21 protein-coding genes and 1 pseudogene are annotated in these 24641 nt (G+C 39.9%); 15 read left to right on the top strand and 7 right to left on the bottom strand.

Translation table 11 applies throughout. From position 1 onward, the window contains the following. The first annotated feature begins 18 nt into the window (after positions 1-18). The 5 genes and pseudogenes from AKG98_RS16975 to AKG98_RS16955 all read left to right on the top strand — a co-directional run bounded on the left by AKG98_RS16975 (position 19) and on the right by AKG98_RS16955 (position 4678). Entirely contained in the window at positions 19-1356 is a 1338-nt protein-coding gene (locus tag AKG98_RS16975; RefSeq protein WP_067048564.1) for a Tat pathway signal protein, read from the top strand. Between the two features lie 90 nt (positions 1357-1446). Beyond that, positions 1447-3288: a phospholipase gene (locus tag AKG98_RS16970; protein ID WP_067048561.1), complete on the top strand. Its 1842-nt coding sequence runs from the start codon at positions 1447-1449 to the stop codon at positions 3286-3288. A gap of 291 nt (positions 3289-3579) precedes the next feature. Further along, the gene (locus AKG98_RS16965; protein ID WP_067048558.1) at positions 3580-3933 is read left to right on the top strand and encodes a transposase; all 354 of its coding nucleotides are present in this window, start codon (positions 3580-3582) and stop codon (positions 3931-3933) included. Then, positions 3908-4222: pseudogene (locus AKG98_RS16960) on the top strand (GTP-binding protein); the annotation flags it as partial. The gene AKG98_RS16965 and the pseudogene AKG98_RS16960, both read left to right, overlap by 26 nt. Before the next feature lie 165 nt (positions 4223-4387). Beyond that, the gene (locus AKG98_RS16955) at positions 4388-4678 is read left to right on the top strand and encodes a PilZ domain-containing protein (RefSeq protein WP_067048555.1); all 291 of its coding nucleotides are present in this window, start codon (positions 4388-4390) and stop codon (positions 4676-4678) included. A 153-nt stretch (positions 4679-4831) separates the two neighbouring features. Here the strand turns inward: AKG98_RS16955 and leuB are convergent, their stop codons facing one another. Beyond that, positions 4832-5929, bottom strand: a complete 1098-nt coding sequence (gene leuB, locus AKG98_RS16950; RefSeq protein ID WP_067048552.1) for a 3-isopropylmalate dehydrogenase — start codon at positions 5927-5929, stop codon at positions 4832-4834. Positions 5930-5944: 15 nt separating this feature from the next. Beyond that, positions 5945-7516 carry a 2-isopropylmalate synthase gene (gene leuA / locus AKG98_RS16945; protein ID WP_067048549.1) on the bottom strand — a complete coding sequence of 524 codons (1572 nt, stop codon included), beginning with the start codon at positions 7514-7516 and terminating at the stop codon, positions 5945-5947. Positions 7517-7843: 327 nt separating this feature from the next. Here leuA and AKG98_RS16940 point away from each other — a divergent pair, with 327 nt between their 5' ends. The 5 genes from AKG98_RS16940 to ilvN all read left to right on the top strand — a co-directional run bounded on the left by AKG98_RS16940 (position 7844) and on the right by ilvN (position 14459). Further along, positions 7844-7993: a 2-isopropylmalate synthase gene (locus tag AKG98_RS16940; RefSeq protein ID WP_067048546.1), complete on the top strand. Its 150-nt coding sequence runs from the start codon at positions 7844-7846 to the stop codon at positions 7991-7993. Between the two features lie 201 nt (positions 7994-8194). Beyond that, positions 8195-10003 carry a long-chain fatty acid--CoA ligase gene (locus AKG98_RS16935; protein ID WP_067048543.1) on the top strand — a complete coding sequence of 603 codons (1809 nt, stop codon included), beginning with the start codon at positions 8195-8197 and terminating at the stop codon, positions 10001-10003. 221 nt (positions 10004-10224) lie between these two features. Continuing rightward, entirely contained in the window at positions 10225-11871 is a 1647-nt protein-coding gene (locus AKG98_RS16930) for a bifunctional diguanylate cyclase/phosphodiesterase (protein WP_067048541.1), read from the top strand. A gap of 369 nt (positions 11872-12240) precedes the next feature. Next, positions 12241-13968 carry an acetolactate synthase 3 large subunit gene (locus AKG98_RS16925; RefSeq protein ID WP_067048538.1) on the top strand — a complete coding sequence of 576 codons (1728 nt, stop codon included), beginning with the start codon at positions 12241-12243 and terminating at the stop codon, positions 13966-13968. Then, positions 13965-14459 (top strand): acetolactate synthase small subunit, encoded by a 495-nt coding sequence (ilvN, locus tag AKG98_RS16920; RefSeq protein ID WP_067048535.1) that lies wholly within the window; start codon positions 13965-13967, stop codon positions 14457-14459. Before AKG98_RS16925 ends, ilvN begins: the two co-directional genes overlap by 4 nt. Before the next feature lie 83 nt (positions 14460-14542). Here the strand turns inward: ilvN and AKG98_RS16915 are convergent, their stop codons facing one another. Together AKG98_RS16915 and AKG98_RS16910 are read right to left on the bottom strand one after the other, a co-directional pair. Next, positions 14543-14893, bottom strand: a complete 351-nt coding sequence (locus tag AKG98_RS16915; protein WP_067048533.1) for a DUF3802 family protein — start codon at positions 14891-14893, stop codon at positions 14543-14545. Positions 14894-15164: 271 nt separating this feature from the next. Next, complete coding sequence (locus AKG98_RS16910; protein ID WP_067048530.1) at positions 15165-15938, bottom strand: enoyl-CoA hydratase; 774 nt, start codon at positions 15936-15938, stop codon at positions 15165-15167. Positions 15939-16181: 243 nt separating this feature from the next. Here AKG98_RS16910 and AKG98_RS16905 point away from each other — a divergent pair, with 243 nt between their 5' ends. The 3 genes from AKG98_RS16905 to AKG98_RS16895 are packed head-to-tail and all read left to right on the top strand — an operon-like array spanning position 16182 to position 20411. Continuing rightward, the gene (locus tag AKG98_RS16905) at positions 16182-17969 is read left to right on the top strand and encodes an assimilatory sulfite reductase (NADPH) flavoprotein subunit (protein ID WP_067048527.1); all 1788 of its coding nucleotides are present in this window, start codon (positions 16182-16184) and stop codon (positions 17967-17969) included. Further along, positions 17969-19657: an assimilatory sulfite reductase (NADPH) hemoprotein subunit gene (gene cysI, locus AKG98_RS16900; RefSeq protein WP_067048523.1), complete on the top strand. Its 1689-nt coding sequence runs from the start codon at positions 17969-17971 to the stop codon at positions 19655-19657. The genes AKG98_RS16905 and cysI overlap by 1 nt, the downstream gene beginning before the upstream one ends. Further along, the gene (locus tag AKG98_RS16895) at positions 19650-20411 is read left to right on the top strand and encodes a phosphoadenylyl-sulfate reductase (protein ID WP_067048520.1); all 762 of its coding nucleotides are present in this window, start codon (positions 19650-19652) and stop codon (positions 20409-20411) included. The genes cysI and AKG98_RS16895 overlap by 8 nt, the downstream gene beginning before the upstream one ends. Before the next feature lie 60 nt (positions 20412-20471). Here the strand turns inward: AKG98_RS16895 and AKG98_RS16890 are convergent, their stop codons facing one another. From AKG98_RS16890 to AKG98_RS16880, 3 genes are all read right to left on the bottom strand, one after another. Beyond that, complete coding sequence (locus AKG98_RS16890) at positions 20472-20876, bottom strand: hypothetical protein (RefSeq protein ID WP_228140342.1); 405 nt, start codon at positions 20874-20876, stop codon at positions 20472-20474. A 132-nt stretch (positions 20877-21008) separates the two neighbouring features. After that, positions 21009-21449, bottom strand: coding sequence for a phosphoadenosine phosphosulfate reductase (locus AKG98_RS16885; RefSeq protein ID WP_067048516.1), 441 nt, complete (start codon positions 21447-21449; stop codon positions 21009-21011). Between the two features lie 150 nt (positions 21450-21599). Next, positions 21600-23057: an aminoacyl-histidine dipeptidase gene (locus tag AKG98_RS16880; RefSeq protein WP_067048513.1), complete on the bottom strand. Its 1458-nt coding sequence runs from the start codon at positions 23055-23057 to the stop codon at positions 21600-21602. 325 nt (positions 23058-23382) lie between these two features. On the opposite strand from AKG98_RS16880, the gene gpt reads away from it, so the two are divergent. Together gpt and crl are read left to right on the top strand one after the other, a co-directional pair. Further along, positions 23383-23844: a xanthine phosphoribosyltransferase gene (gpt, locus tag AKG98_RS16875; RefSeq protein WP_067048510.1), complete on the top strand. Its 462-nt coding sequence runs from the start codon at positions 23383-23385 to the stop codon at positions 23842-23844. Between the two features lie 226 nt (positions 23845-24070). Continuing rightward, positions 24071-24481 carry a sigma factor-binding protein Crl gene (gene crl, locus AKG98_RS16870; RefSeq protein ID WP_067048507.1) on the top strand — a complete coding sequence of 137 codons (411 nt, stop codon included), beginning with the start codon at positions 24071-24073 and terminating at the stop codon, positions 24479-24481. Positions 24482-24641: the final 160 nt, after the last annotated feature.

Genomic DNA, 24641 nt, shown 5'->3' with positions numbered 1-24641 from the left:
ACCTTCAGGTAAACCGCTATGAATTTTAAAAGACGTGATTTTATTAAGTCAGGGCTATTGGGCGGTACGGGGTTATTTATAAGCTCGCCTCTTTCTGCTTTACCTCGATTTTCATTATCTGAGCAAGCTAGCGTCATGACGGTCTCATTCTCTGGTACTGCTTGTACTCGAGACGAAGGTGAGGTGTCTCGAGAGGGGAGCGATAAAGATATATATTTACCTTCAACTGGATATATTCCAGTGAGAATTATTAATGAACTAGGCGGTGTAGGAAAGACGGTAAGAGGGGCTGGTGAGAATGATTGGGCTCATACAAGAGATACAAGTGAGCCATTATTAATAAACGGGCCTCTTAAGGCTCCCGACGATTTACTCCATGATATTCGTAACTATATAAGCGGTAATCAGTACACCAAATATAAAGAATCGATAGTTGGTTGGACAATGCCAGCTTTAGCATTACACGGAGCGAATGTTGCAGCGGCGAGTAAAGCAGAAACATTTAATTTTATTGGTCACAGCCGAGGTGCTTGTGAATGTATTATGGCAGCGTGGTTTCTCTACGCTTACGGCGATGAAAAGACAAGAAATACACCAGTCAATATCCTCGCGATTGACCCTGTTCCGGGGCCTGGGACTTGGTGGAGTATTCTTACGCAACTGCCTCCGAATGTTGTTAATTATGTTGGCATTTACTCGTGGGATCAGTCATACAATTTGAATGTTCAAGACCATGCTTTTCAGGCATTAGTACCTCGACCAAATGGACGAATGAGAGGCGAGAGTAATGATATAAAGATTCATGATCAATCGTGGTGGGATTGGATTACAAGGTATCCAGCATGGGGGGTAATGGCAAACGAAGTACAGCAGGCAGACCCACTATTACCTGACGAAAATCGCCCTCAGCCTAAAGGTTATGAACTTTATACTTGTCGAGGAAGACATAGCACAATTGCGGGGAATACGACTGCCGATGGTAACTATGATCCAACAAATACGAGTTCGACTGTCGCGCCTGTGCCCGAATTGATATACAAAATAGCCAGAGGTTATTTGACTGAATGGGGCTCGAGGTTTTCTACTCCCTGCGCCGTTGAAAAAGGTGTATTAGAGTTACGACAGGAAATTCATCGGTTCCATCGTGAGTTTGACGTAATGGGAGGGGGGGCAACTCGAAACAGCACAACTTTTCCGAATAGACCTTATGTTCGACGTGTTTCATCTATTTGGGGACGAAATCCAAATGATACTTATTACATGGATGATGTGGTTGGCGATCCACCTTATAAGCTTTCATACCCTGTTACTACGGAACGAAAAAACAAAGGTTGGGTTGATTGGAAGTTCTTATAAGTACATTTCAACTTAATTCAAATGTTTGTATTTTGGTTAGGTTTCCCCATTCCTTAGTTTTTAAAATAACGCCAATAGATGAGAATAAATATGAGTAAAATAGACGATATTAAAAGTGAGTTGTCCGAAAATAAGCTTTTTTATCATGATAGCGAAAACAATTATGTAAGGTTACTGGATACCCCAAATATTTGGGGGATGTCTTTTGGACCAGAGATAATGCCGAGAGCGATTGCACGTCAAGGTGAGTTTGAACGAGCAATCGTTGAAATTGTTCAAAAAACACGTTACCGATGTGATGTATCGTCTCTCAATAGTCCTGATCCTGATTGGGCTAAAGCTATCTTAGGTGCAATCGATACATCATTAACAAAGCAGATGGGTAGAAGTGAACCGACGCAATTTAGATTTTTATTTGGACAAACCCCCTTATACCCGATCAATGAACCTGAGAATTTAACTGATTTTAAATCTGCATTGGTTCGTCTTATACGCAGTCGTTCTCAACATTGGGAAGTCATGCCAGAATTTGTGGTGGGTCGCTTCTTTGAGCGTGTATCAGGTTCTTGGATGTCGGCGCAAAAGAAGTTTTTACCTGCTGCATTAATATCTGACTCAGATACAAAAATGACCTGGAATCATACCAAAATTATCGTCAGTGATGGTGTTGAGTCTTTGGTTGGTGGTCATAATTTAAATATGGATTTATTCAGAAGTTATCCGCCAGTTCATGATGTATCAGTGGTGGTTCATGGTGATGCAAGCTATGGATCTCAGTTATTTTTAAATGAGATGTGGAAAGCAGATACTTTTCTGTTAACCAAAGAATCATTAGATGTTGATACACTTAATTGGAATAACAGAGATGCTGAACCTGACTACCCAAGTGATCCGTTAGCACTAAGCTATGTATTGGATTATATAAAAGAAAAACAAAATAATGTTTTAACGGTCCATGAGACGGGTGTTCAACCAGGTTCAGATCCGGTAAGACCAGACTTAGCACCACAGCCTCCAACAAGTAATATTAAAGATTTTGATTTACGTTCAATAGCAGATCTAAAGGCCGATGTATTCGAAGAACGCAGCGTCTACAATGCTTATGCTCAGTTAGATCAATATAAAAAGGCCAGTCGAATTTTAACGGTAGGTAAATACTGGACGGGTCCTAACCGAGACACTGATTTTAAAATAGGTTCTGAAATTATGAAGAAAAGCCTTATTTTAAATGCTAAAAACAGTATTCGTATGTCACAGCAGGACGTCATTAGCGCTTGGAAGAAAAATTGGAAAGATCACGTTGTTTGTCATTGGCTCATTGAAGCTTTATTAAAGAATGAAAACTTGCATGTTCAGATCGTTGTGTCTCCCTTAGATGCGGGTGCAGGTGCGGGAGGTGATCAATATTCATTTGGCTCTGGTGCCGTTCGCACATTTGAATTAATTAAATATTACATCACTCACGATGTTGATACTGACACCTTGCTTGATGATAGTGATGGAAAACGTGCAGATACATTATCTCGATTATTTGTTGCGCCATTCTTTTATACGGACAAAGTACCTGTCGATAAGCTAGTCGAAGGGAAAACATATAAGTGGCCTGAATTGCCGCCGGAAGGGCGAACTGCGACTTTAAAAACGGAATCGTTATCGGAAGAGCCTCCTGAAAAAGGGGTCATTGGGCACCCATTCTGGACGACTATTAGTGCCAGTGGTTATTTTTACGGTAGTGTGGAGTCTGCGCCAGGGAATCATGCCAAGATTATGATTGTTGATGACGAAGTATGTATTGTTGGATCTGACAATATGTATCCAGGAAACCTTTCCGAAGTTAATTATCTTATTGAAGGTGAAGCGGTTGGCGAGTTACTTAAATCGTATTGGACACCGTTATGGAAATATTCTAGTCCGCATGCTCACACCGGTTAATTGAGAAACTCTCTCCATTTTGGTTTGCGGCAGATCCTGAAAATCTGGCTTTGTCGCAATGTTTACCCTGACCTCCCTCTTATCTACATTTGATTATCCCTTTAGTGGTGCATGTAGATACGTATCTGCACCAACAATATTCATATTTATTATATAAACTTTATTTTATAACTTTAAAGTCGACTTTAACTCTTTGTTTTTAATTGATTTGTTGTTTTACTGTATGCGTTGTTATTAATATTGACATATTTGCACATAGAGTCTAAGTTTAGCACTTAGTGCTGTGTATCAATGCTTGTAAAAGAAGATGTTAAGCAGCTACCAGTCGTGAATAAGACCGTAGGTGTTGATGTCGGTATTAAAGACTTAGCGATTTGTTCGGATGGAACAAAGTTCAATAACCCACGATTAACCAATAAATACGCGAAGAAACTCGCCAATTGCCGTAAAGACTTTACCCATAAAATGACGACGACACTTATAAACGAAAACCAAGTGATAGGCATCGAGTCGTTGAAGGTCAAAAATATGGTTAAGAACCGTAAGCTATCTAAACATATCCACGATGCTAATTTCGGTGAAATAGTAAGACAATTAGAATATAAAGCGGATTGGTACGGGCGCGAAGCGAGGTGGCGTCCGTGAAGACGCATCAATGAATCTTGCGGCGGTTGAGGAGTTAGCGAAGCTACATAAAACGCTCGATGTGGTATTTGTCGAAAGTGGTGGTGATAATTTGAGTGCCACGTTTAGTCCTGAATTAGCCGACTTAACGATTTATGTGATTGATGTTGCCGCGTCGCTGGAAGTGATGGAGCAGGATACCAAGCGTATGCGCGGTGATAAGCCTTACGTGTTTACCAATATGAAAAAGAAAATTGGCTTGCAGCAGATCATCGACTTTATTGTCGATAAAGGCATGTTGGACTGCTAGCTAATATTTATAGTCAAATAGCTATTTGGATCGCATTATTCTTGTCATATAACGCCGAGTTAATAAATGATGACTATACTCAAAACAAGATAAAACTATTCATAGTTTTTAATTGTTTATAACTTGAGATCATTTATAAACTATAGCAATAAGAGGGATATTGATGTGCTAAAAGCTAACTTGGAACGACGTAGTTATCATCGGATGCTAATCGACTCACCGGTTCAGGTAACGGATAAAGAAAGGAATGTTACCGCTATCTGTCGTGATTTAAGCGCTAGTGGAATGTCGTTAGATGTACCTGAAAGCTATTTTTCATTGAATGATAGTGTCAGTATTTTTCTACCAACAGGCGATTCACGTGTTCCGCCTCTACAGGCTGAAGCGAAAGTAACACGGGTTGATAGTGACGGAGATGTTTATCAAATAGGTGTTGAATTTACCAGTTTGACTTAGTGATTTTTATTTATATTTGAATCATAAATAAAGCCAGATAACATGATAATCCAATAAAAAGGCCGATGGTGACTATCACTATCGGCCTTGTTCGTTATAACCATTTACTTTATTAAAAAAGCATCATGTTCATGACTAGCTTGAGTTGTTATATTAAGCGCTAACTTTAGCAGCAATTAAGTCACCCATTTGTGCCGTGTTCTGTACTGGTTTAGTATTCGCATCACTGTGCAGATCGCCTGTCGCATAACCTTCTTCTAATACAAATGAAACCGCTTGCTCGATAGCTTGTGCTGCTTCTTCTTGTTTTAGTGAGTAACGTAACATCATTGCTGCAGATAAGATCTGTGCGATTGGGTTCGCAATGCCTTTACCTGCGATATCGGGTGCAGAACCACCTGCTGGCTCATACAGACCAAAGTCAGAATCGTTCATACTTGCTGACGGCAACATACCCATAGAACCCGTGATCATTGCACATTCGTCCGAGATGATATCGCCGAATAAGTTGCCACAAAGCAGTACATCAAATTGCGATGGATCTTTGATTAACTGCATTGCTGCGTTATCGACATAGATATGTTCAAGTTCAACTTCTGGGTAATCTTGTGCGACTTCTAGTACCACTTTACGCCATAAAACAGATGTTGCTAGTACGTTAGCTTTATCCACAGAGGTTACTTTATTACCACGTAGTTTTGCTGCTTCAAAGGCGATGCGAGCAATACGGTCTACTTCTGCACGGCTATATAACATGGTATCAAAACCAGTCTCTTCAGCGCCTTCGCCCTTGCTACCTTTTGGTAAACCGAAATAAATACCACCTGTTAATTCACGAACCACAACGACGTCAAAACCGTTGTTTGAAATATCAGCGCGCAGTGGTGAGAATCTTTCTAGACCCGCATAAATTTTAGCTGGGCGTAGATTACAAAAGAGCTTGAAGTGCCCACGCAATGGTAATAATGCGCCACGTTCAGGTTGTTCTTGTGGTGGTAGTCCTTCCCATTTTGGACCACCGACAGAGCCGAATAAGATTGCATCTGAGTTTTCACACGCTGTGAGTGTGCTTGCTGGTAATGGGGTACCGTGATTATCGATAGCAATACCACCAACGTCATTAAAATCATACGTGAGTTCTAAATTAAACTTACTTTGCACAGCCGCAAGTACTTTGATTGCTTCCGCCATTACTTCTGGACCGATACCATCACCTGGTAATACAGCAATATTGTGTTTTGTTACAGTCATCCTTAGCCGCCTTCTCTATATTATTGATTTTGTTTTTTTTAGTTTTTGTTGTTCTACCGCGTTTGCACGATGGATATTATTCATTACGTGGATATAAGCCAGTGCCGAAGATTCAATGATATCTGTGGCTAAACCGATGCCGTGGAATTTACGGCCTTCATACGTTGCAACTATATCGACTTGACCCAGTGCATCTTTACCTTCACCTTTTGCAGTAATGTGGTACTTAGCGATATCGATATCGAAGCCTGAAATACGACTCAAACATTTATAAACGGCATCAACCGGACCATTACCAATCGCAGCTTCAGTATTTGTACAAGGTTCATCCGTTGTTTCTCGTTGTGAGATCAAGCTAATAGTCGCGGTTGCTTTCACACCAGAACCGGACTGAACACTGAGATAATCTAATTTAAAGTGTTCTTCATCTTCGTGCAAATTATTAAAGAAGATTAACGCTTCAAGATCATAATCGAATACTTGGCCTTTTTTATCTGCCAGTTGCAAGAAGCTTGTATATAGGTCATCAAGGTTATAATCATTGTCGCTATAACCAAGTTCAGCCATACGATGCTTGATCACATGACGACCTGAACGTGAGGTTAGGTTCAACTTGTTTTGCGTTAGACCAATGCTTTCAGGGGTAATAATTTCATAGGTGTTTTTTGCTTTTAGTACGCCGTCTTGATGGATACCTGAGGAGTGTGAAAATGCGTTGGCACCCACAATCGCTTTATTAGCCTGTACTGGCATGTTGCAGAGTTGACTGACTAGCTGGCTGGTACGGTAAATTTCTTGTGCGTTAATATTGGTGGTTTTACCTAATAAATCTTGGCGTGTGTGCAAGATCATGGCAATTTCTTCTAATGAACAGTTACCTGCACGTTCACCAATACCATTGATAGTACACTCGATTTGACGTGCGCCTTGCTCAATCGCTGCAATTGAGTTCGCTACAGAGAGACCCAGATCATCGTGACAATGTACCGAGATCACCGCTTGATCAATATTAGGGACTCGATTGAATAAATCAGTGATAATACCGCCGAATTGCGATGGCACAGTATAGCCAACAGTATCGGGGATATTAATCGTCGTTGCACCGGCTTTAATGGCTTCTTCAACCATACGGCATAGGTTATCGATAGGCGTACGGCCTGCATCTTCGCAAGAAAATTCTACATCATCGGTGTAGCGACGCGCATGTTTAATGGCGTGGCGACCCATTTCGAGAACATCATCAAAACTACGTTTTAGTTTACTTTTAACATGAATGTCAGATGTTGAAATGAAGGTATGAATACGAAAGTCTTTCGCTACGGAAAGCGCTTGGGCAGCAGCATCAATGTCTTTTTCTAGTGCACGAGAGAGGGCACAAACACGGCTGTTTTTAATATTTCGCGCGATCGTCTGCACGGATTCAAAATCACCAGGTGATGAAATTGGAAAACCAACTTCCATTACATCAACACCTAAACGTTCAAGTGCAAAGGCAATTTGTAACTTTTCTTTTACGGTTAAGCTCGCTGATAATGCTTGCTCTCCATCCCTTAAGGTCGTATCAAAAATAATAACCTGGTTTGACATTATGAATCCTTCAATTGCCGTTATATAAAAGAGTATTTCTGCGCTGCGTATTATTCTTAGGTTGCGATAAATAGCCATCTATATGTATAAATTAATTTGATGTCTTAATCTTTACAGGCTTGGTCGTTTTTTGTCAATTAATTTATATACAGGTCCGCCTCTGAGGGTGAACCTTGACGTCGTTTGGCTATATAGCTGATTCGTGGGGGGAGGGGAAGTCCCTTGTATTATAGGATAAATAGAGCTTCACCTTTATGAAGTAGGAATATTAGACCTTTTCTTGATCTATGCCACACTTAAAATAGGTTTTTAATCATGAGGTGGGATATGTTATTTAAAAATGAACAAGGTGAGATGGTTGAGCTTGCAGATGACCTAACACTAAAAGAGTTAACGGATATGGGGATCGATATTTCCTTAGTGGAAAGAGCGAGTGACGAACCATTAGATAGCTGGTCACATCTAGCGAGTCATTAGATATATTTATGGTCAAAGATGTTATAAATTTCGGCGATATGAGCCGATTTTGATTAAAATGACGCTATTGTTGGGTTTTTTAGTGTTAAATAGGTTATAAAATATTCATTTATTTTACAAATGACATTTTACAAGCTACCCTCTCGGGCTTACAACTGTAAGCCGAGTTTGTTTGCGCCCGAATTAACATGAGAAATAGACATGAGTCAGCATTTCGTAAATCAGATCCTTGCAAGGATTGAGAAGTATCAAGATAAAACAGCCCTGAAAAGTAAAACTAAAACAGGCTGGGATCGCATTAGCTGGAAGCAGATGGGCGAGCGTATTGAAGGGCTTGCAAATAACTTGCTTAACCGTGGACTTAAAGTTCAGGATAACGTTGGTATTTGGTCAAATAATTTACCTGAATGGACAATTACCGATCTGGCTTTACAACAGTGTCGTGCTGTTTCTGTGCCACTTTATCCAAGTAGTACGTCATCACAAGCAGAATACATTATTAATGACGCTAAGATGACGTGTATGTTTATTGGCGATAAAGCCGAGTTAAAGCTTGCGCTACCATTACTGGATAAGTGTGAATCACTGCAATCGCTTATTGTTTTTTCTCCAACCGTTACTTTACCCGATGATCCCCGCGTGGTTGCCTATGCCGACATGCTGGCGTTCACCCCTGATAGTTCATCATCGATAGCATTAGCGCATCGTATTGAGAATGCAAAAAACGATGATCTTGTTACGTTAATTTATACCTCAGGTACTACTGGTGAGCCGAAAGGTGTGATGCTTGATTACGCCAACATTCAAGCTGCATTGGCAGTGAATGAGCCGGAAACACGTTTAGAAGAAGATGATATCTCATTGGCATTTTTACCGTTAAGTCATGTTTTTGAACGTATTTGGACGTTTAACGCATTATTCTGGGGCGCCGAAAATACATATCTTAAAGATCCAGCAAGAATCCAAAAAGGCTTAACGGATACCCAGCCTACGGTGATGTGTGCGGTACCACGTTTGTATGAAAAAATTCATACTACGATGATGAATAAAGTTGAAAATGCCCCCGCCGTACGTAAAAAATTATTTCATTGGGCTGTGGCTATTGGTAAGAAACGCTTTGAAGCGCAACAAGCTGGTACGTTTGTATCACCGTTATTGAAATTACAACATGCAATTGCCGATAAACTAGTATTCACGAAATTACGCGCTGTATTTGGTGGCAAGGTGCGTTTTTTCCCTTGTTCCGGCGCAAAACTTGATGATGAAGTAAATTTATTCTTTCAATCAATTGGTATCCATATTAAATATGGCTACGGCATGACAGAAACAGTGGCAACAGTTAGCTGTTATTCTAAAGACTTTAAATTAGGCTCTATCGGGTCGGTATTACCGGGAATTGAAGTGAAACTGGGTCATGAAAATGAAATTATGATCAAAGGACCTACTGTCATGCGTGGTTATTTTAATAAACCAGAAGAAACAGCAAACACATTTGATGGTGAATGGTTAAAAACGGGGGATGCAGGCGCGATTGATGAAAATGGCTATTTGTATATTACGGACCGTTTGAAAGACCTAATGAAAACTGAATGTGGTAAATATATCGCCCCACAGTTAATTGAAGGTACATTAGGTCGAGATCGTTTCATTGAGCAAGTTGCCGTATTTGCTGATGCAAGAAAATATGCTTCAGCTTTGATTGTACCTGCCCAAGAAGCGATTGAAGAGCACGCTAAAACGCTTAATTTAAAATATGAATCCTATGTTGAATTACTCAAGCATACCAAGATTGTCGAGTTACTTGATGAACGTGTTAAAGAGATGCAGAAAGAGCTGGCTAAGTTTGAGCAAGTGAAGAAATTTAAGTTGATGGCGTCACCTTTTACCAATGAAAATGGGGAACTAACACCAACACTTAAATTAAAACGTAAAGTTATTCAGGAGCGTTATAGTAGTTTGATTGAAAGTATGTATAGCACTGTTAAAAAAGGAAAAAATGTAAAGTCTTAAGTATTTACATTTCTCATGATTAATCCCGTTGCACATTTTTTAGTGGCTCACAACGGGAGTACTATTTCTTGCTCATATTTATTACTGAGTAATATTTATTGCTCTAACACTTTCGACTATATCTTGCTAAGCCTCGTAAATTATTCACGCCATTGTTATTTATCTAGACTAATATTAACTCAATATGGGTAAGCAGATTGGTAACAATGGATAGTGCTAATATGAACAGGCTTAATACCAGAAATTCTTCGCATCAATGGCGTAAAGTATTATTCACCGTAATTGTATTAGGTGGATTACTTGCGCTGTTTTCTTGTCTCTATATTTTAACGTTTTCCAGTGATACTGCCTGGTTCTTTTTATTAGAACTGTACCATGTGACCATGCGTATTCCGAGCTCACTTATTATTACCGCGCTTGTCAGTGTTATTAGTGTGGTGTGTGTCTATAAGGCATATCGCTATAAGCGGACTTTGCGGAAAATAAATTTGGAATTACATAACCTACAAGGGCAACTTGTAGATCTGGACCTATCGGTTTATTTAGATAGCGGAACTGGGTTAGCTAATCGATTTAAATTTTTAGAAAGACTTGATGCCAGCATGGCTAAAGGGAAAGGTAAGATTGCGTTATGTATTCTGGATTTAGATGATCTTAAAAATATCAATGATACATTAGGCCATAAAGTGGGCGATCAAGTTATCGCAATCATAGCGCAACGTATTAAATTATCGTTAGATAACACACCACCACCTAATTTGTATAAGACCAATATTTTTCGTATTGGTGGCGATGAGTTTGCTATTCTCATCATGGGTATTTCAGAAGCCAATGATATCGCACCTATCCTGAACAAACTGCTGAAAAATATTCGCCGAAAAATTGAGCTGTCTGGTGAGAGTATCTCTATCGGTGTCAGTATTGGTGTCAGCATCAGTCCTGAACATGGTACTTGTAGCGATTCGTTACTGAAAAAAGCGGATATGGCAATGTATAAAGTGAAGGAGTCTGGAAAGCATGGTGTTGCCTTTTTCAAACCGGAATACATGCGAGAATTAGAGTATCGAGTAAAGCTAGAACAAGAGCTTAACAAGGCCATTAGTAAAGGGGAGTTTGAAATTTATTATCAACCCGTTATTGATATAGCTACGGAAAAAGAGTTGGGTTTTGAAGCGCTTATTCGTTGGAATCACCCTGTTCGCGGCTTGGTACCACCCGACGATTTTATCCCTGTTGCAGAGCAAACCGGCCTTATTGTGCCGATGGGACAGTGGATTATTAAGCAGGTTTGTGGTGATTTATCGTTATTACAGATTAATAATCCGGATTATTTTATTGCCATTAATATTTCACCGCAGCAGCTGGCTGACCGTGCTTTTGTACATAATGTTAGAAGTATTTTGGCTTGTTACTCATTATTACCGAGTCAGATCCATTTTGAGATAACTGAAACAACATTAATGAATGCAGACAGTGATAATTTACGTGTATTACGTGAATTAAATAATTTAGGTATTAAATTATGGATTGATGATTTTGGTACTGGTTATTCTTCATTTAGCTATCTACACAAATTCCAATTTCATGGTATTAAGCTCGATCGTAGTTTCATCGAAGGCGTCGTTGATTCTGAGCGTAGTCAGAATATCGTCAAAGGTATTTGTGCGATGGGTGACGCTTTAAAATTAGAATTACTCGGTGAAGGCATTGAACAACCCGAGCAAGCAGAATTTTTGTTAAAACAAGGTTGCTCCAAGGTACAGGGATATTGGTACGCAAAACCGATGTCATTATCCACATTAAATATGTGGTTGGCGAACCGAAATGAAAATACGGCCATTGAAATGATGGAGCAACCATCGGTATAGTTAAATATCTTTCATTATCTAGTTATTTTTTAAGTGGACTATTTTTACATTGAGCAGTGCTATTACACGGCTAATATATCAACATGTAAACTTTTTTATTTTAAATCAGTAACTTGAAAAGTTAATATTCTTTGTTTCTCCCTCGTTTCAGACCGAAATATATCGTTATTAGAGGTGATGATGAATTTTTTTGATATTTAATTTCTCATATCACTTTTAAAGATGATTTTATTTTGTTAATTTCAATAAATAAACCAATAAAAATAAAGTTAAATCTAATTCAATGGGAAGTTTAAACTTGTAACCAATTTGTTACAATGTGGACAGTTGTCAAACTAGAATTAGGATATGGGCCGGGAGGGCCTGCTTATGGAAATGTTGTCTGGTGCCGAAATGGTAATCCGCTCACTGGAAGATGAGGGTATTGAGCATATCTTCGGTTATCCTGGTGGCTCTGTTCTTGATATTTATGATGCGTTATTCGAATCAAGTCAAATTGAACATTTTTTAGTGCGCCATGAGCAAGCTGCAGTGCATGCTGCAGATGGTTATGCACGTTCAACAGGGAAAGTTGGTACCGTCCTTGTTACATCTGGACCAGGTGCAACAAATTGTATTACAGGTATTGCAACAGCGTATATGGATTCGATTCCTCTTGTTGTTTTATCAGGTCAGGTTCCTACGTCAATGATCGGTAACGATGCATTCCAGGAAACGGATATGATGGGCGTATCTCGTCCTATTGTAAAACACAGCTTTTTATGTAAAACCGCTGCTGATATTCCTGATGCAATCAAAAAAGCATATTATATCGCGTCAACAGGTCGTCCTGGACCGGTGGTGATTGATTTACCAAAAGATACACAAAACCCGTTATTGAAATTTCCGTACAAATACCCTGAGAGCGTCTCTATGCGTTCATATAACCCGGTTAAATTGGGTCATAAAGGACAAGTACGTAAAGCGGTTAAAGCAATTGCAACAGCGAAAAAACCAGTACTCTACGTTGGTGGCGGAGCGGTTATTGCCAACGCTGAAGCGCAAGTACTGAAATTTGCAGAACAGTTAAACCTACCAGTAACGAATACTTTGATGGGACTGGGTATATTCCCGGGTACACATCCACAAAATATCGGTATGTTAGGTATGCATGGTACGTTTGAAGCGAATAAAACGATGCATAACTCTGATTTGATTATTTGTCTTGGTGCACGTTTTGATGATCGAGTGACGAATGCGATTGATAAATTCTGTCCAGACGCCAAAATAATTCATGTAGATATCGATCCAACGTCAATTTCGAAAACAGTCCATGCCGATATTCCAATTGTTGGTTCTATCGAAGTGGTTGTTGAGCAGATGCTAGAGATTATTGATGAACTGCAAGTCACTGCCAATGAAGAAGAACGTAGTACGTGGTGGAAAGAAATTGATGGTTGGCGTACTAAGCAATGCCTCAGTTATGAAACAGGGTCGTCAATTAAACCGCAAGCGGTTATCGAAGGCTTATATAAACATACAGAGGGTAAAGCGATTATTACCTCGGATGTAGGTCAGCATCAAATGTTTGGTGCCTTGTACTATCCGTACGATAAACCGCGTCAATGGATCAACTCTGGTGGCTTAGGCACGATGGGCTTTGGTTTCCCTGCGGCAATGGGTGCTAAAATAGCCAACCCAGAAAAAGTAGTATGTTGTATTTCTGGTGATGGTTCTATTCAAATGAACATCCAAGAATTATCGACATGTCTGCAGTATGGTATTGCAGTGAAGATTATTACCCTGAATAACGGTGCGTTAGGCATGGTTAAGCAGTGGCAGAAAATGTTCTATGATGGCCGTCATTCTCATTCTTATATGGAGTCTATGCCTGATTTTGTTAAATTAGCAGAAGCTTATCATCACGTTGGTATTCAGGTGAGTAAACCTGAAGATCTTGATAAAGCGTTTACTGAGTGCTTTTCGGAAAAAAATAAAAACCGTGTTGTATTCATGGATATTATTATTGATCCAGAAGAACATGTATATCCGATGCAAATTAAATATGGCGCAATGGATGATATGTATTTAAGTAAGACGGAGAAAACCACATCATGAGACGTATAATTTCAATATTAACAGAAAATGAGTCGGGTGCTTTGTCACGCATCGTTGGTCTGTTCTCACAACGTGGTTATAACATTGAGTCTTTGACTGTATCAACGACGGATGATGAAACATTATCACGTTTGACGTTGGTCACGAACGGTGACCGTGCTGTGATTGAACAAATCATGAAGCAATTAAATAAGCTGATTGATGTATTAAAAGTAAGTGATCTTACTGAAGGTGCGCATATTGAGCGTGAGCTATTACTTATTAAAGTAAAAGCGGCGGGTTTTGTACGTGCAGAAGTGAAACGCACATCAGATATTTTCCGTGGTCAAATTGTTGATATTACAGATTCGTTATACACGGTACAACTGACGGGTGATAGCGATAAGCTTGATGCCTTTATTCAAACATTAGCGTCGCATACTGAGATTGTCGAAGTTGTTCGAAGCGGTGTTTGTGGTATCGCACGTGGCGAACGCTGTTTAAAAGCATAATATCGCTTTATCATCAATATAAAAGCCAGCGCATATAATGTGAGCTGGCTTTTTATTAAGCTTAACTTACTACATCGGGTTATTTAAACTAATTTAGATATTTCACTATCAAACAGATTTTTCATTAAACCGACAAACTCTTCGATAAATGCCATTTGATCATTACTTGGCGGTACGTCCCAAGCGCTTGATAATACTTCTTCTAAGTCACCGACTATCGCGTCTATTTCACGGATAATAACAAAACGATGCTTTTCAGTAAGCTGCTGATGTTGATTACAAACAACCATAGTATTACTGGCGATATGTTCAGAAAAAATATCTCCAATTGTATCTGTTGTTGAAGCGCTCTGTTGGCTATGGTTTTCAAAAATAGCTAAGTTGTCAGCTAAAAAATGGATCAGCTGAATATAACCATCACTGTTTGTTATCATAATTATTTACCGCGTAAAATATAAGAATGACATGTTATTACACCGTATATATACCGCGAAAAGCGGGGGGTATAATTAACAACTCAAGATAGGTTGTTAATATTCATTGGAATATAAACATGTATAAGGTTTAATTATGCGCTGACCATCTCGAGAGGTAAAGTAGAACAGAAAACAAAGCGTAATTTTATGTTCTACTTTGTACCTTATTTTATAACTGTATTTGTTTGTGGTTAAACTTGTATCCACAAATGGGTGTTAAGGTGAACGGTTAATTGAATCGTGAGAAATCCGGTTTACGTTTTTGCATAAATGCGCTCACCGCTTCTTTTGATTCTTCGCTTTCAAGCGCTGTCGAGAAATGCGCTAGCTCAATATGGATCACTTTTTCTATTTGGCTAATCAGTTCAGCTTTCATTAATTTTTTGGTGTTACGTAATGACGCCGGCGCTTTCGCTGCAAGTTTCAATGCACTTTTTTCTGCCATTGCAAATAATTCATCAGCAGGCAGTACTTTATTTGCTAGACCAATTTCTAATGCTGTTTGTGCATCAAATTTGTCGGCAAGCAACATCATTTCAGATGCTCGCTGATGACCCGCCATTCGGGGTAATATCAGGCTTGCGGCATATTCAGGCACAGCTGCAAGATCTGTAAATGGTAAGCGAAGTACAGTATTATCGGCAAGGTAAACCAGATCACAGTGCATTAACATTGTCGTACCAATACCAACCGCAGGGCCCGCTGCTGCTGCAATCACTGGTTTGGAGAAGTGTAATAAGGCGAGCATATATTGCACTAATGGTTGGTCTTTAGAAAAGTCCATGCCGTTCATGAAGTCGGCCATATCATTACCCGCACAGAAACAATTTTCAGAGCCTCTAAGAATCACTACGCGCACTGCTGGGTTGGTATCTGCCTGGTTAAAAGCCTCGGTTAGCTCAGTATAAAATGCACCATTAAATGCATTGAGCTTATCTAATCGATTAAGGGTTAAGGTTAATACGCCTTGTTCATTTAACTGTGTTAGTAAATAAGTTGCCATTTTATTATCCTGATAATGGTGTTTATAAACCACTATTTTGCCATGTAAACCAGTTTAATTGAAATGTTAATGTTAACCCTAGGTAGGTAAAGTGTTAATAATACTTGTGGCTTATTTGTTATACATACACAAACAAAGCATTTCCTATATAACAAAATGGAATAAAAAATCATTATTTATTCTTTGTGGTTATCCTTAACAGTCGTTAACCTTTAATTAATTCAGCACAGTGGAAGCCGTAATATGCTATTAAAGGAACTATCATCATTGACGAGTCCATTGAGTGAACTGCAGTTATCGCAATTGCAATTAGCACTTAATGATTTGTCACCGACGCAAACCGCGTGGGTCAGTGGGTATTTGGCAGGGATAAGTCAAGCATCTGGAGGTCAAGTACAGGCGCAAGGAGCGGTATCTCAACCTGCTCAACGTGTGACTATTTTATTTGGTTCACAAACCGGTAATGCCAAAGGTGTAGCGGAAGAACTTTATGAACAAGCACAAGCACAAGGCATTGCAGCCCGACTTGTGAATATGGCGGATTATAAAGCCAAAGAATTGAAAACAGAATCACACTTACTGATTGTTGCAAGTACCAATGGTGAAGGCGAAGCCCCCGATGATGCTGTTACCTTTCATGAGTTCTTGGCCTCTAAAAAAGCGCCTAAAGTACCTGAACTTAAATATAGCGTTTGTGCATTAGGTGATTCAAGTTACGAATTTTATTGCCAAACAGGATTAGAGTTTGATGAACGCTTAGCAGCCCTTGGTGCTGAAGCTGTCGTTGCTCGTGCAGACTGCGATGTTGATTATGATGATGCAGTTGCAACATGGAGCGAATTGGCGCTTATTGCTGTTAAAGCAACGCTTAAGGAAGCGACCACTCCTATTGCAGCGTTGGCGACGAATCATGTCGCGAATACGTATTCTAAAAAGAAGCCATTTAAAACCGAATTATTAGTGAATCAAAAGATCACGGGCCGTTTCTCTGATAAAGATATTCGTCACGTTGAAATTGCATTAGAAGATTCTGGCATTAATTACCAAGCGGGTGATGCATTAGGGATCTGGTTTAAGAATGACCCAATTCTTGTTGACGCTATTCTAGACCAATTGGAATTAGATGGTACACAAACCGTTACTGTGGCTAATGAAACAGAAAGTTTACGTGATGCACTGATTAATCGTTTCGAATTGACCCAGAGTTATCCAAGTTTCATTCAGGCTTATGCTGAAATATCGGGTTCGAAAAAATTAGCTAAATTACTCGATGATAAAACAGCATTACGCCACTATTGTTATGGTCGTCAAATCTTAGATGTGATTGATGAAAAGAAAGCAAAATTAACAGCAGAGCAACTCATTAGTGGTTTACGCAAGTTGACCCCACGCCTTTATTCAATTGCTTCAAGTCCTAATGAAGCGGAAGGTGAAGTACATTTAACCGTTGCTGTGGTTGATTATCAGCAAAGTGGTGAGCAACGCATTGGTGGTGCTTCTGGTTTCCTTCAGCGTCTTGAAGAAGGTGCCGAGGTTGAAGTCTTTGTTGAACACAATGATAACTTCCGTTTACCAAGCAATGATGACACACCTGTGATCATGATTGGTCCAGGTACCGGGATTGCGCCATTTCGTGCTTTTGTACAAGAACGTGACGTACGTGAAGCTGCAGGAAATAACTGGTTATTCTTTGGTAACCAACATTTTACTGATGACTTCCTATATCAAACTGAATGGCAGGACTACTTGAAATCGGGTCTATTGACTAAGATGGATGTGGCGTTCTCACGCGACCAAGCTGAGAAAATTTATGTGCAAGACCGTTTACGTGAAAATGCCGCAGAGTTGTATGCCTGGTTAGAGCAAGGCGCACATATTTATGTTTGTGGTGATGGCGATAGAATGGCGAAAGATGTGAATGAAGCATTGATCGAGATTGTAGCAGAACACGGTAAATTAGCGCGTAGTGAAGCAGAAGAGTATGTCGCTGAACTACGTCGAAATAAACGTTATCAGAGGGATGTTTACTGATGAGCGACAAGAAATTAGCGGTTAACGAACGCATTAAAACAGAAAGTAATTTTTTACGCGGCACCATTGCTGAAGGCTTAGCGGATCAAATCACTGGCGGACTGTCAGATGATGATATGCAATTAACTAAGTTCCACGGTTTTTATCAGCAAGATGATCGTGATATTCGTGCCGAACGTCAGAAACAAAAGTTAGAACCTCGTCATAGCTTTATGTTACGAGCGCGTGTACCTGGAGGTATTTGTAGCCCTAAGCAATGGTTAGAGATAGATCGTATTGCTAGTGACTTAACTATCTATGGCAGTATCCGTTTAACGACGCGTCAAACGTTTCAGTACCATGGTATTTTAAAGCCGCAAGTGAAGCCATTGATCCAAGCATTAGGCTCGGTGAACTTGGATTCGATTGCTGCCTGTGGTGATGTGAACCGTAATGTAATGTGTACGCCGAATCCCGTGGAGTCAGCATTACACCAAGAAGCTTATGCATGGGCAATTCGTTTAAGTGATGACTTATTACCAAACACCAATGCCTATGCAGAACTCTGGTTAGACGGTGAAAAAGTGCATAGTAATGAAGTTGAGCCTATGTATGGACCCACTTACTTACCGCGTAAATTTAAGATTGCAGTGGCTATCCCGCCACACAATGACGTGGATATTCACGCTAATGATTTAAACTTTGTTGCGATTGGTGATAACGGTAAGCTAGTTGGTTTCAATGTATTAGTTGGTGGCGGTATGGGGACAACGCACGGTGATGTGAATACTTTCCCGCGTTTAGCCGATGATTTTGGTTTTGTAAAACCTGAAGATGCAGTTGAAATCGCGAAAGCGGTATTAACAGTACAACGTGATTGGGGTTGCCGTACTGATCGTAAACGTGCTCGTTTGAAATATACACTTGAAGATAACGGTGTGGATAAATTCCGCGCAGAAGTAGAATTACGCTCAGGTATTAAGTTTGAAGTACCAAAAACAATTGAATTTACCACTCGTGGTGATCGCTTTGGTTGGATCAAAGGCGTTGATAATAAATGGCATTTAACCCTATTTATTGAAAATGGCCGTATTGTTGATACCGAAACACATCCGATTAAGACCGGGTTAGTTGAAATTGCTAAGATCCACCAAGGTGATTTTAGAATGACAGCCAACCAAAACTTAATCATTGCCGGTGTAGCAGAGCAAGATAAAGAACAAATCGAACGTCTCGCACGTTTATATGGTCTGTACTCTGACGAATTAAGTCAGCAACGCTTGAACTCAATGGCCTGTGTTGCACTGCCGACATGTGCGTTAGCGATGGCTGAAGCAGAGCGTTATTTACCGTCATTGGTGACTAAAGTTGAGGGCTTGCTAACAAAACACGGTATTCCTGACGAACACTTTGTGATGCGTATGACGGGTTGTCCCAATGGTTGTGGTCGTCCATTCTTAGCGGAAGTTGGCTTTGTTGGTAAAGGGCCTGGCAAATACAATATGTATTTGGGCGCGAAGAATAACGGTATGCGTTTAAACAAGATGTACCGCGAGAATATTGGTGAAACTGAGATCTTAACGATCCTTGATGAATTAATTGCTGAATGGGCAACTAATGCATTACCAGACGAACGTTTTGGTGATTTCGTGATACGTAGTGAAGTGATTAAACCTGTGATTATAGCGTCGAGAGATTTCCATGGCTAAATTGAACCTAGATGAATTATTAACGTTAGATAAGGCGAGCCAGAAATCAGCTTTGGCTGTGGTTAATGCTCAGCTAGAGGAGATGACCGCAGAACAACGTGTCGATTGGGCTGTCACTGAGTTGGGTGACAAATTAGTATTGTCATCGAGCTTCGGCATTCAAGCGGCCGTGTGTTTACATTTATTAACGCAGTTTAAGTCTGATATTCCGGTTATTTTAACCGATACAGGGTATTTATTTCCTGAGACCTATCAGTTTATTGATGAGTTAACTCAACAGCTAAGCCTTAATTTACAAATATATACTGCGCCACAATCACCTGCTTGGCAGGAGTCGCGTTATGGTAAGTTATGGGAACAGGGTGTTGAAGGGATCACGCAATATAACGTGCTTAATAAAGTAGAACCAATGAAGCGCGCACTTAAAGAGTTAGGTGCACAAGTGTGGTTTTCTGGATTACGTCGTAGTCAGTCATCAAGTCGTGAAGCATTACCGGTATTGTCTATTCAAAATGGCTGTTTTAAATTTTTGCCTATTATTGATTGGACCAATAAAGAAATTCATTATTATCTGAAAAATAACGGGTTGAATTATCATCCGTTGTGGGAACAGAATTATGTTTCGGTCGGTGATGTGCATACGTCACAACCACTGCGACCTGGGATGACGGAAGAAGAAACACGCTTCTTTGGTTTGAAGCGTGAGTGTGGTCTACATGAAGAAAATGATGAAGTGGCTGGCAGCGGAATTTAAGTTCAAGCTACCACTGATATCGCTTGGTTGTTAATGAGGCTTAGTTCTGATTCATTTGAACTAAGCTTTTTGCCATTCAGGCGTTGCGTTATCAACCGGCGCTGCTTCTGGTGTTGATTGTGTCTCTTTTTCTTCGTCTTCTTTTGATGCTGATTTTTTGGCTTCATCTAATTCTTTTTGCAACTCTTCTATTTTTTGCTTGGTTTTATCCCAGCCTGACTCTGCACCTTGTTTTAAGGATTCGAACCACTCATCGCTGTTATCCGCACTATTCTCTAATAGCTCTTCCGTTTTACTTTTCGCGGCTTCCATTGCTTTATTGGTTGCTTCTCTGGTTTTATCCCATGCTTCTCCCATGGCTTCTTTAGAGGCATCCCATGCGTCACCTGCGCTATTTGCTTGAACTGCGAATGTCGAAAAGCAACTTGCTAGGCTGATTATTAAAATGGGTATTTTTTTCATCATCACTCGCTTATTCTTTCAATAGGATCGATTACATAACTAAATTGTAGCAAATATTGCCTAGCTGCGTCATCCCTCAATCGGTATACATGCAGTAACGGTTATATGTAGTATCAATTACTTGTGAAGTACACATTAGTTGTGAAGTAATTGGGCTATTGTATCAATTTTGTATTTCGCAATGACCACTAACATCATTGTAATGAAAGCAAGCAGTGTACCGCATATTCCAGCGACTTTACCTTGTAGCCAGGTCAGCATGCCGATAGCGATAATAAATAGAAACAGTGCAATGCTTGCAGAGGTGGTGCCGATAGCACGAACTTGACTAATTTGTTCTAATACAGGAGCCGAAAAGGCAGTAATGGTCGCGACTTCAATACTTAAACGCACGTCGATATACAATGCGACAACAAATAACAAGGAGGTCAGGGTAAACATAAGTAGGGTGATGGTACTATAGATGCTTTTTCGGTGGCTACGTACGATCTGGGCGGCGATGGATAAAGAAAAACCCGCCATTAAGCCACTGATAAAAGAAACTTGATTGGTCTGTAGTTCGAGGATCTCATTCATAGGCGTACACCGTTAATGGACTTTGTAAGAAGATGATATTGAAGTTATATTAGTATGTGAGCTACAAAAAAGCCAAGTGCGAGACTTGGCTTTGTGATAACGGTTCGAAGACTCAAAGTAAATGAGTTAATCGATATAGCGTGTTTTAGCTTACTTAGCTGGGATCGCTTTTAAGATCGCAAGTAGGTATTTCCAGAACATGCCCACTGTTTCTATGTTCACTTTCTCATCTGGAGAATGTGGGAAACAGATCGTTGGACCAAATGACGCCATGTCCATCGTTGGGTATGAAGTCTTGAATAAACCACATTCTAGACCTGCATGGATAACCATGATTTTTGGTACAGAACCAAACTCTTTTTCATATACGTCGCGCATGATCTGCATCACTGGTGAACTAGTATCTGGTTTCCAACCTGGGTAAGCACCGTCAAATTTCACGTCGGCACCCGCAAGTTCAAATACTGATGCGATCATTTCTTGTGCATCAAGACGGCAAGAGTCAGCTAAAGAACGGATCAAGCATTGAATATGTACTGTTTTACCGCGTGATTGAATTACACCAAGGTTAGATGATGTTTCAACGACTCCTTCAATCTCATCACTCATGCGCAGTACACCATTGAATACACCGTTAAGTGCAGTAATAAGGCGAGTCTGGCAATCTTGAGTCATCACTGTTGGTTCATTTGGAACTGGGAACAGTGAGATTGAGAAATTAGGTTCTGTTGCTGTAAGCTCTTTTTTAACTGTTTTAGCAAAGAATTCTAAACACGCTTTAAACTCTTCTCGTTGTGCTGGCGCAACAGTAATAACTGCAAAAGCTTCACGTGGAATTGCGTTACGTAGTGAACCGCCGTTAATCTCAACAAGGCGAACCCCCATATCGCGTCCCGCTTCTTTTAAAAGACGAGCCAGTAATTTGTTGGCGTTACCGCGACCAAGGTGAATATCAACACCTGAGTGACCGCCTCTTAGGCCAGAAATAGATACTTCAAATGTTTGGTGATCCGTCGGAGTGTTTTCACGTTCGATAGGGAAAGACACTGTTGTATCGATGCCGCCAGCACAACCCATGTAAACTTCGCCTTCGTCTTCTGAATCTGTGTTTAGTAGGATCTCACCTTCTAACCAGCCTGCTTCAAGACCAAATGCACCTGTCATGCCAGCCTCTTCGTCGATCGTCACGAGCACTTCGAGAGGACCATGTTCAATATCGTTTGAACAGATAACAGCAAGACTTGCTGCTAGACCAATCCCATTATCAGCGCCTAATGTTGTACCACGGGCTGTCACCCATTCGCCGTCAACATAAGCGTCGATAGGGTCAGTAATAAAGTTATGCTCAGAGTCAGAATTTTTTTGTGGAACCATGTCCATGTGGGCTTGTAATACGACGCCTTTACGGTCTTCCATACCTGCGGTAGCCGCTTTACGTAGGATAAGGTTACCTACTTTATCTTCTTTACACTCAATATTATGATCTTTCGCTAATTGTTGGATCCATGCAGATACTTTTTCTTCATGCTTTGAAGGACGCGGGTTGGCACACATCTGCTCAAAAATATTCCAGACAATTTGCGGTTCTAAATTACTTAAATTTGCCACTTGGGTAGCTCCTTAATTGGAATTAATCATTATATTTAGCATGATACAAAGGATGTTCCAGTTTATTGAGATAGTAAAGAGGAATATTCCTAATGCGCTGTGTTAATCTGTTGTTCTGCGATAGCGTAAACAAGTTGTCGTTTTATCATGCTCAATAAGAGGTAATTCTCAGCTGGTAACTTGTCCTGCGGGTCAAGTACTGGTATCTTTACGGGTTGCAAATTGAGTGTACAAATCAGGGCTTTTTTGTACATAAACCCTTCGTTGATGATTTTATATAGCTACACGTTAGTTCGTTCGCTAAGTGTATATAGAGGTTGGTTAAATGAGTGATAAATTTATAGTATCTTGGGATGATTTACAGCGTGATACGCGTAAACTTGCTCGTAAGCTGCTTCCTGCAACACAGTGGAAAGGTATTATTGCGGTTAGTCGTGGTGGTTTAGTGCCTTCAGCTATTCTTGCGCGTGAATTAGACTTACGTCATGTTGATACTGTATGTATTTCAAGTTATGACCACGATCATCAGCGTGATATGACAGTATTAAAATCTGCACCAGGTGATGGTGAAGGTTTTATTATCATTGATGATTTAGTTGATAGCGGTGAAACAGCGAAAACAATTCGTAAAATGTACCCTAAAGCTAAATTCGTGACTGTTTATGCGAAACCACTTGGTGAGCATTTAGTGGATGACTTTGTTACTGCTATTAGCCAGGATACTTGGATTGAGTTACCTTGGGATATGGCGATTGAATTTGTAGAACCAATCTGCAAACAAGATTAATTAAACTACCTAGAATATACGTCAGTCTGTATTCTCGTTATTAAACAGCGTTGTAAATCACGACGCTGCCATTTATTAGAATTATATTCTTAAAATCACCTAAATTTTGGTTTTATAATTTGACCGCTATTGATTATTAGCTATGCTTAACAGTTCTTCCTGACATTTAAAGAGACTCCTTTATCGCTCTTAATTCATCACGATAAGCAAATAAGAGATAATCATTATGCCAATACTGAATGACCCCGATCTGATCTATTTCCGTAAACGTATTCGTATTTTAAATGCACTTGGTCCTTATTTAAGAGAACATCACTGCCAGCCCACCTCTTTTTATTTTGATTGTTTTAGCATTTGTATTGATGCAGAGATTGAACCTGAATTTCGTGAATTTTATGGATGGTGGCTAGAGATGGAGTTAGTTAGTGATACGTTTGAATATCATTATCAATTTGGTGTCTATAACAAACTGGGTGAGTGGATTGCAGCGCCGATACCTGACTCTTATCAGCATGACGTTACTCAGTCGCTAAATCAATTCTATGAAAAATTATCTGTTTGTTTAACCGATCAATTAACCTTGAGTTTAAAACCTTCGTTAATTTTGGCTAAGACCCTGATTTTGTCAGCTGCCTAACTGGTTGTTTCGATCTTTATTGTTGCTAATCGCATTGGATCCTTCTGTTTGATAATAAATGCCACGTTGGATCTGATAAAAGTACCGTATTTCGCTGTACTTTCCCCGCCTATCAAGCTTTCCCTATTGTATAAATTCGGTTCTCAGGTCAAAATACTTG

It is taken from the genome of Moritella sp. JT01 (assembly GCF_001574435.1).
GTDB lineage: Bacteria > Pseudomonadota > Gammaproteobacteria > Enterobacterales > Moritellaceae > Moritella.
Note: the sequence above shows the minus strand (reverse complement) of the source record. Positions and strands in the feature narration are given on the sequence as shown.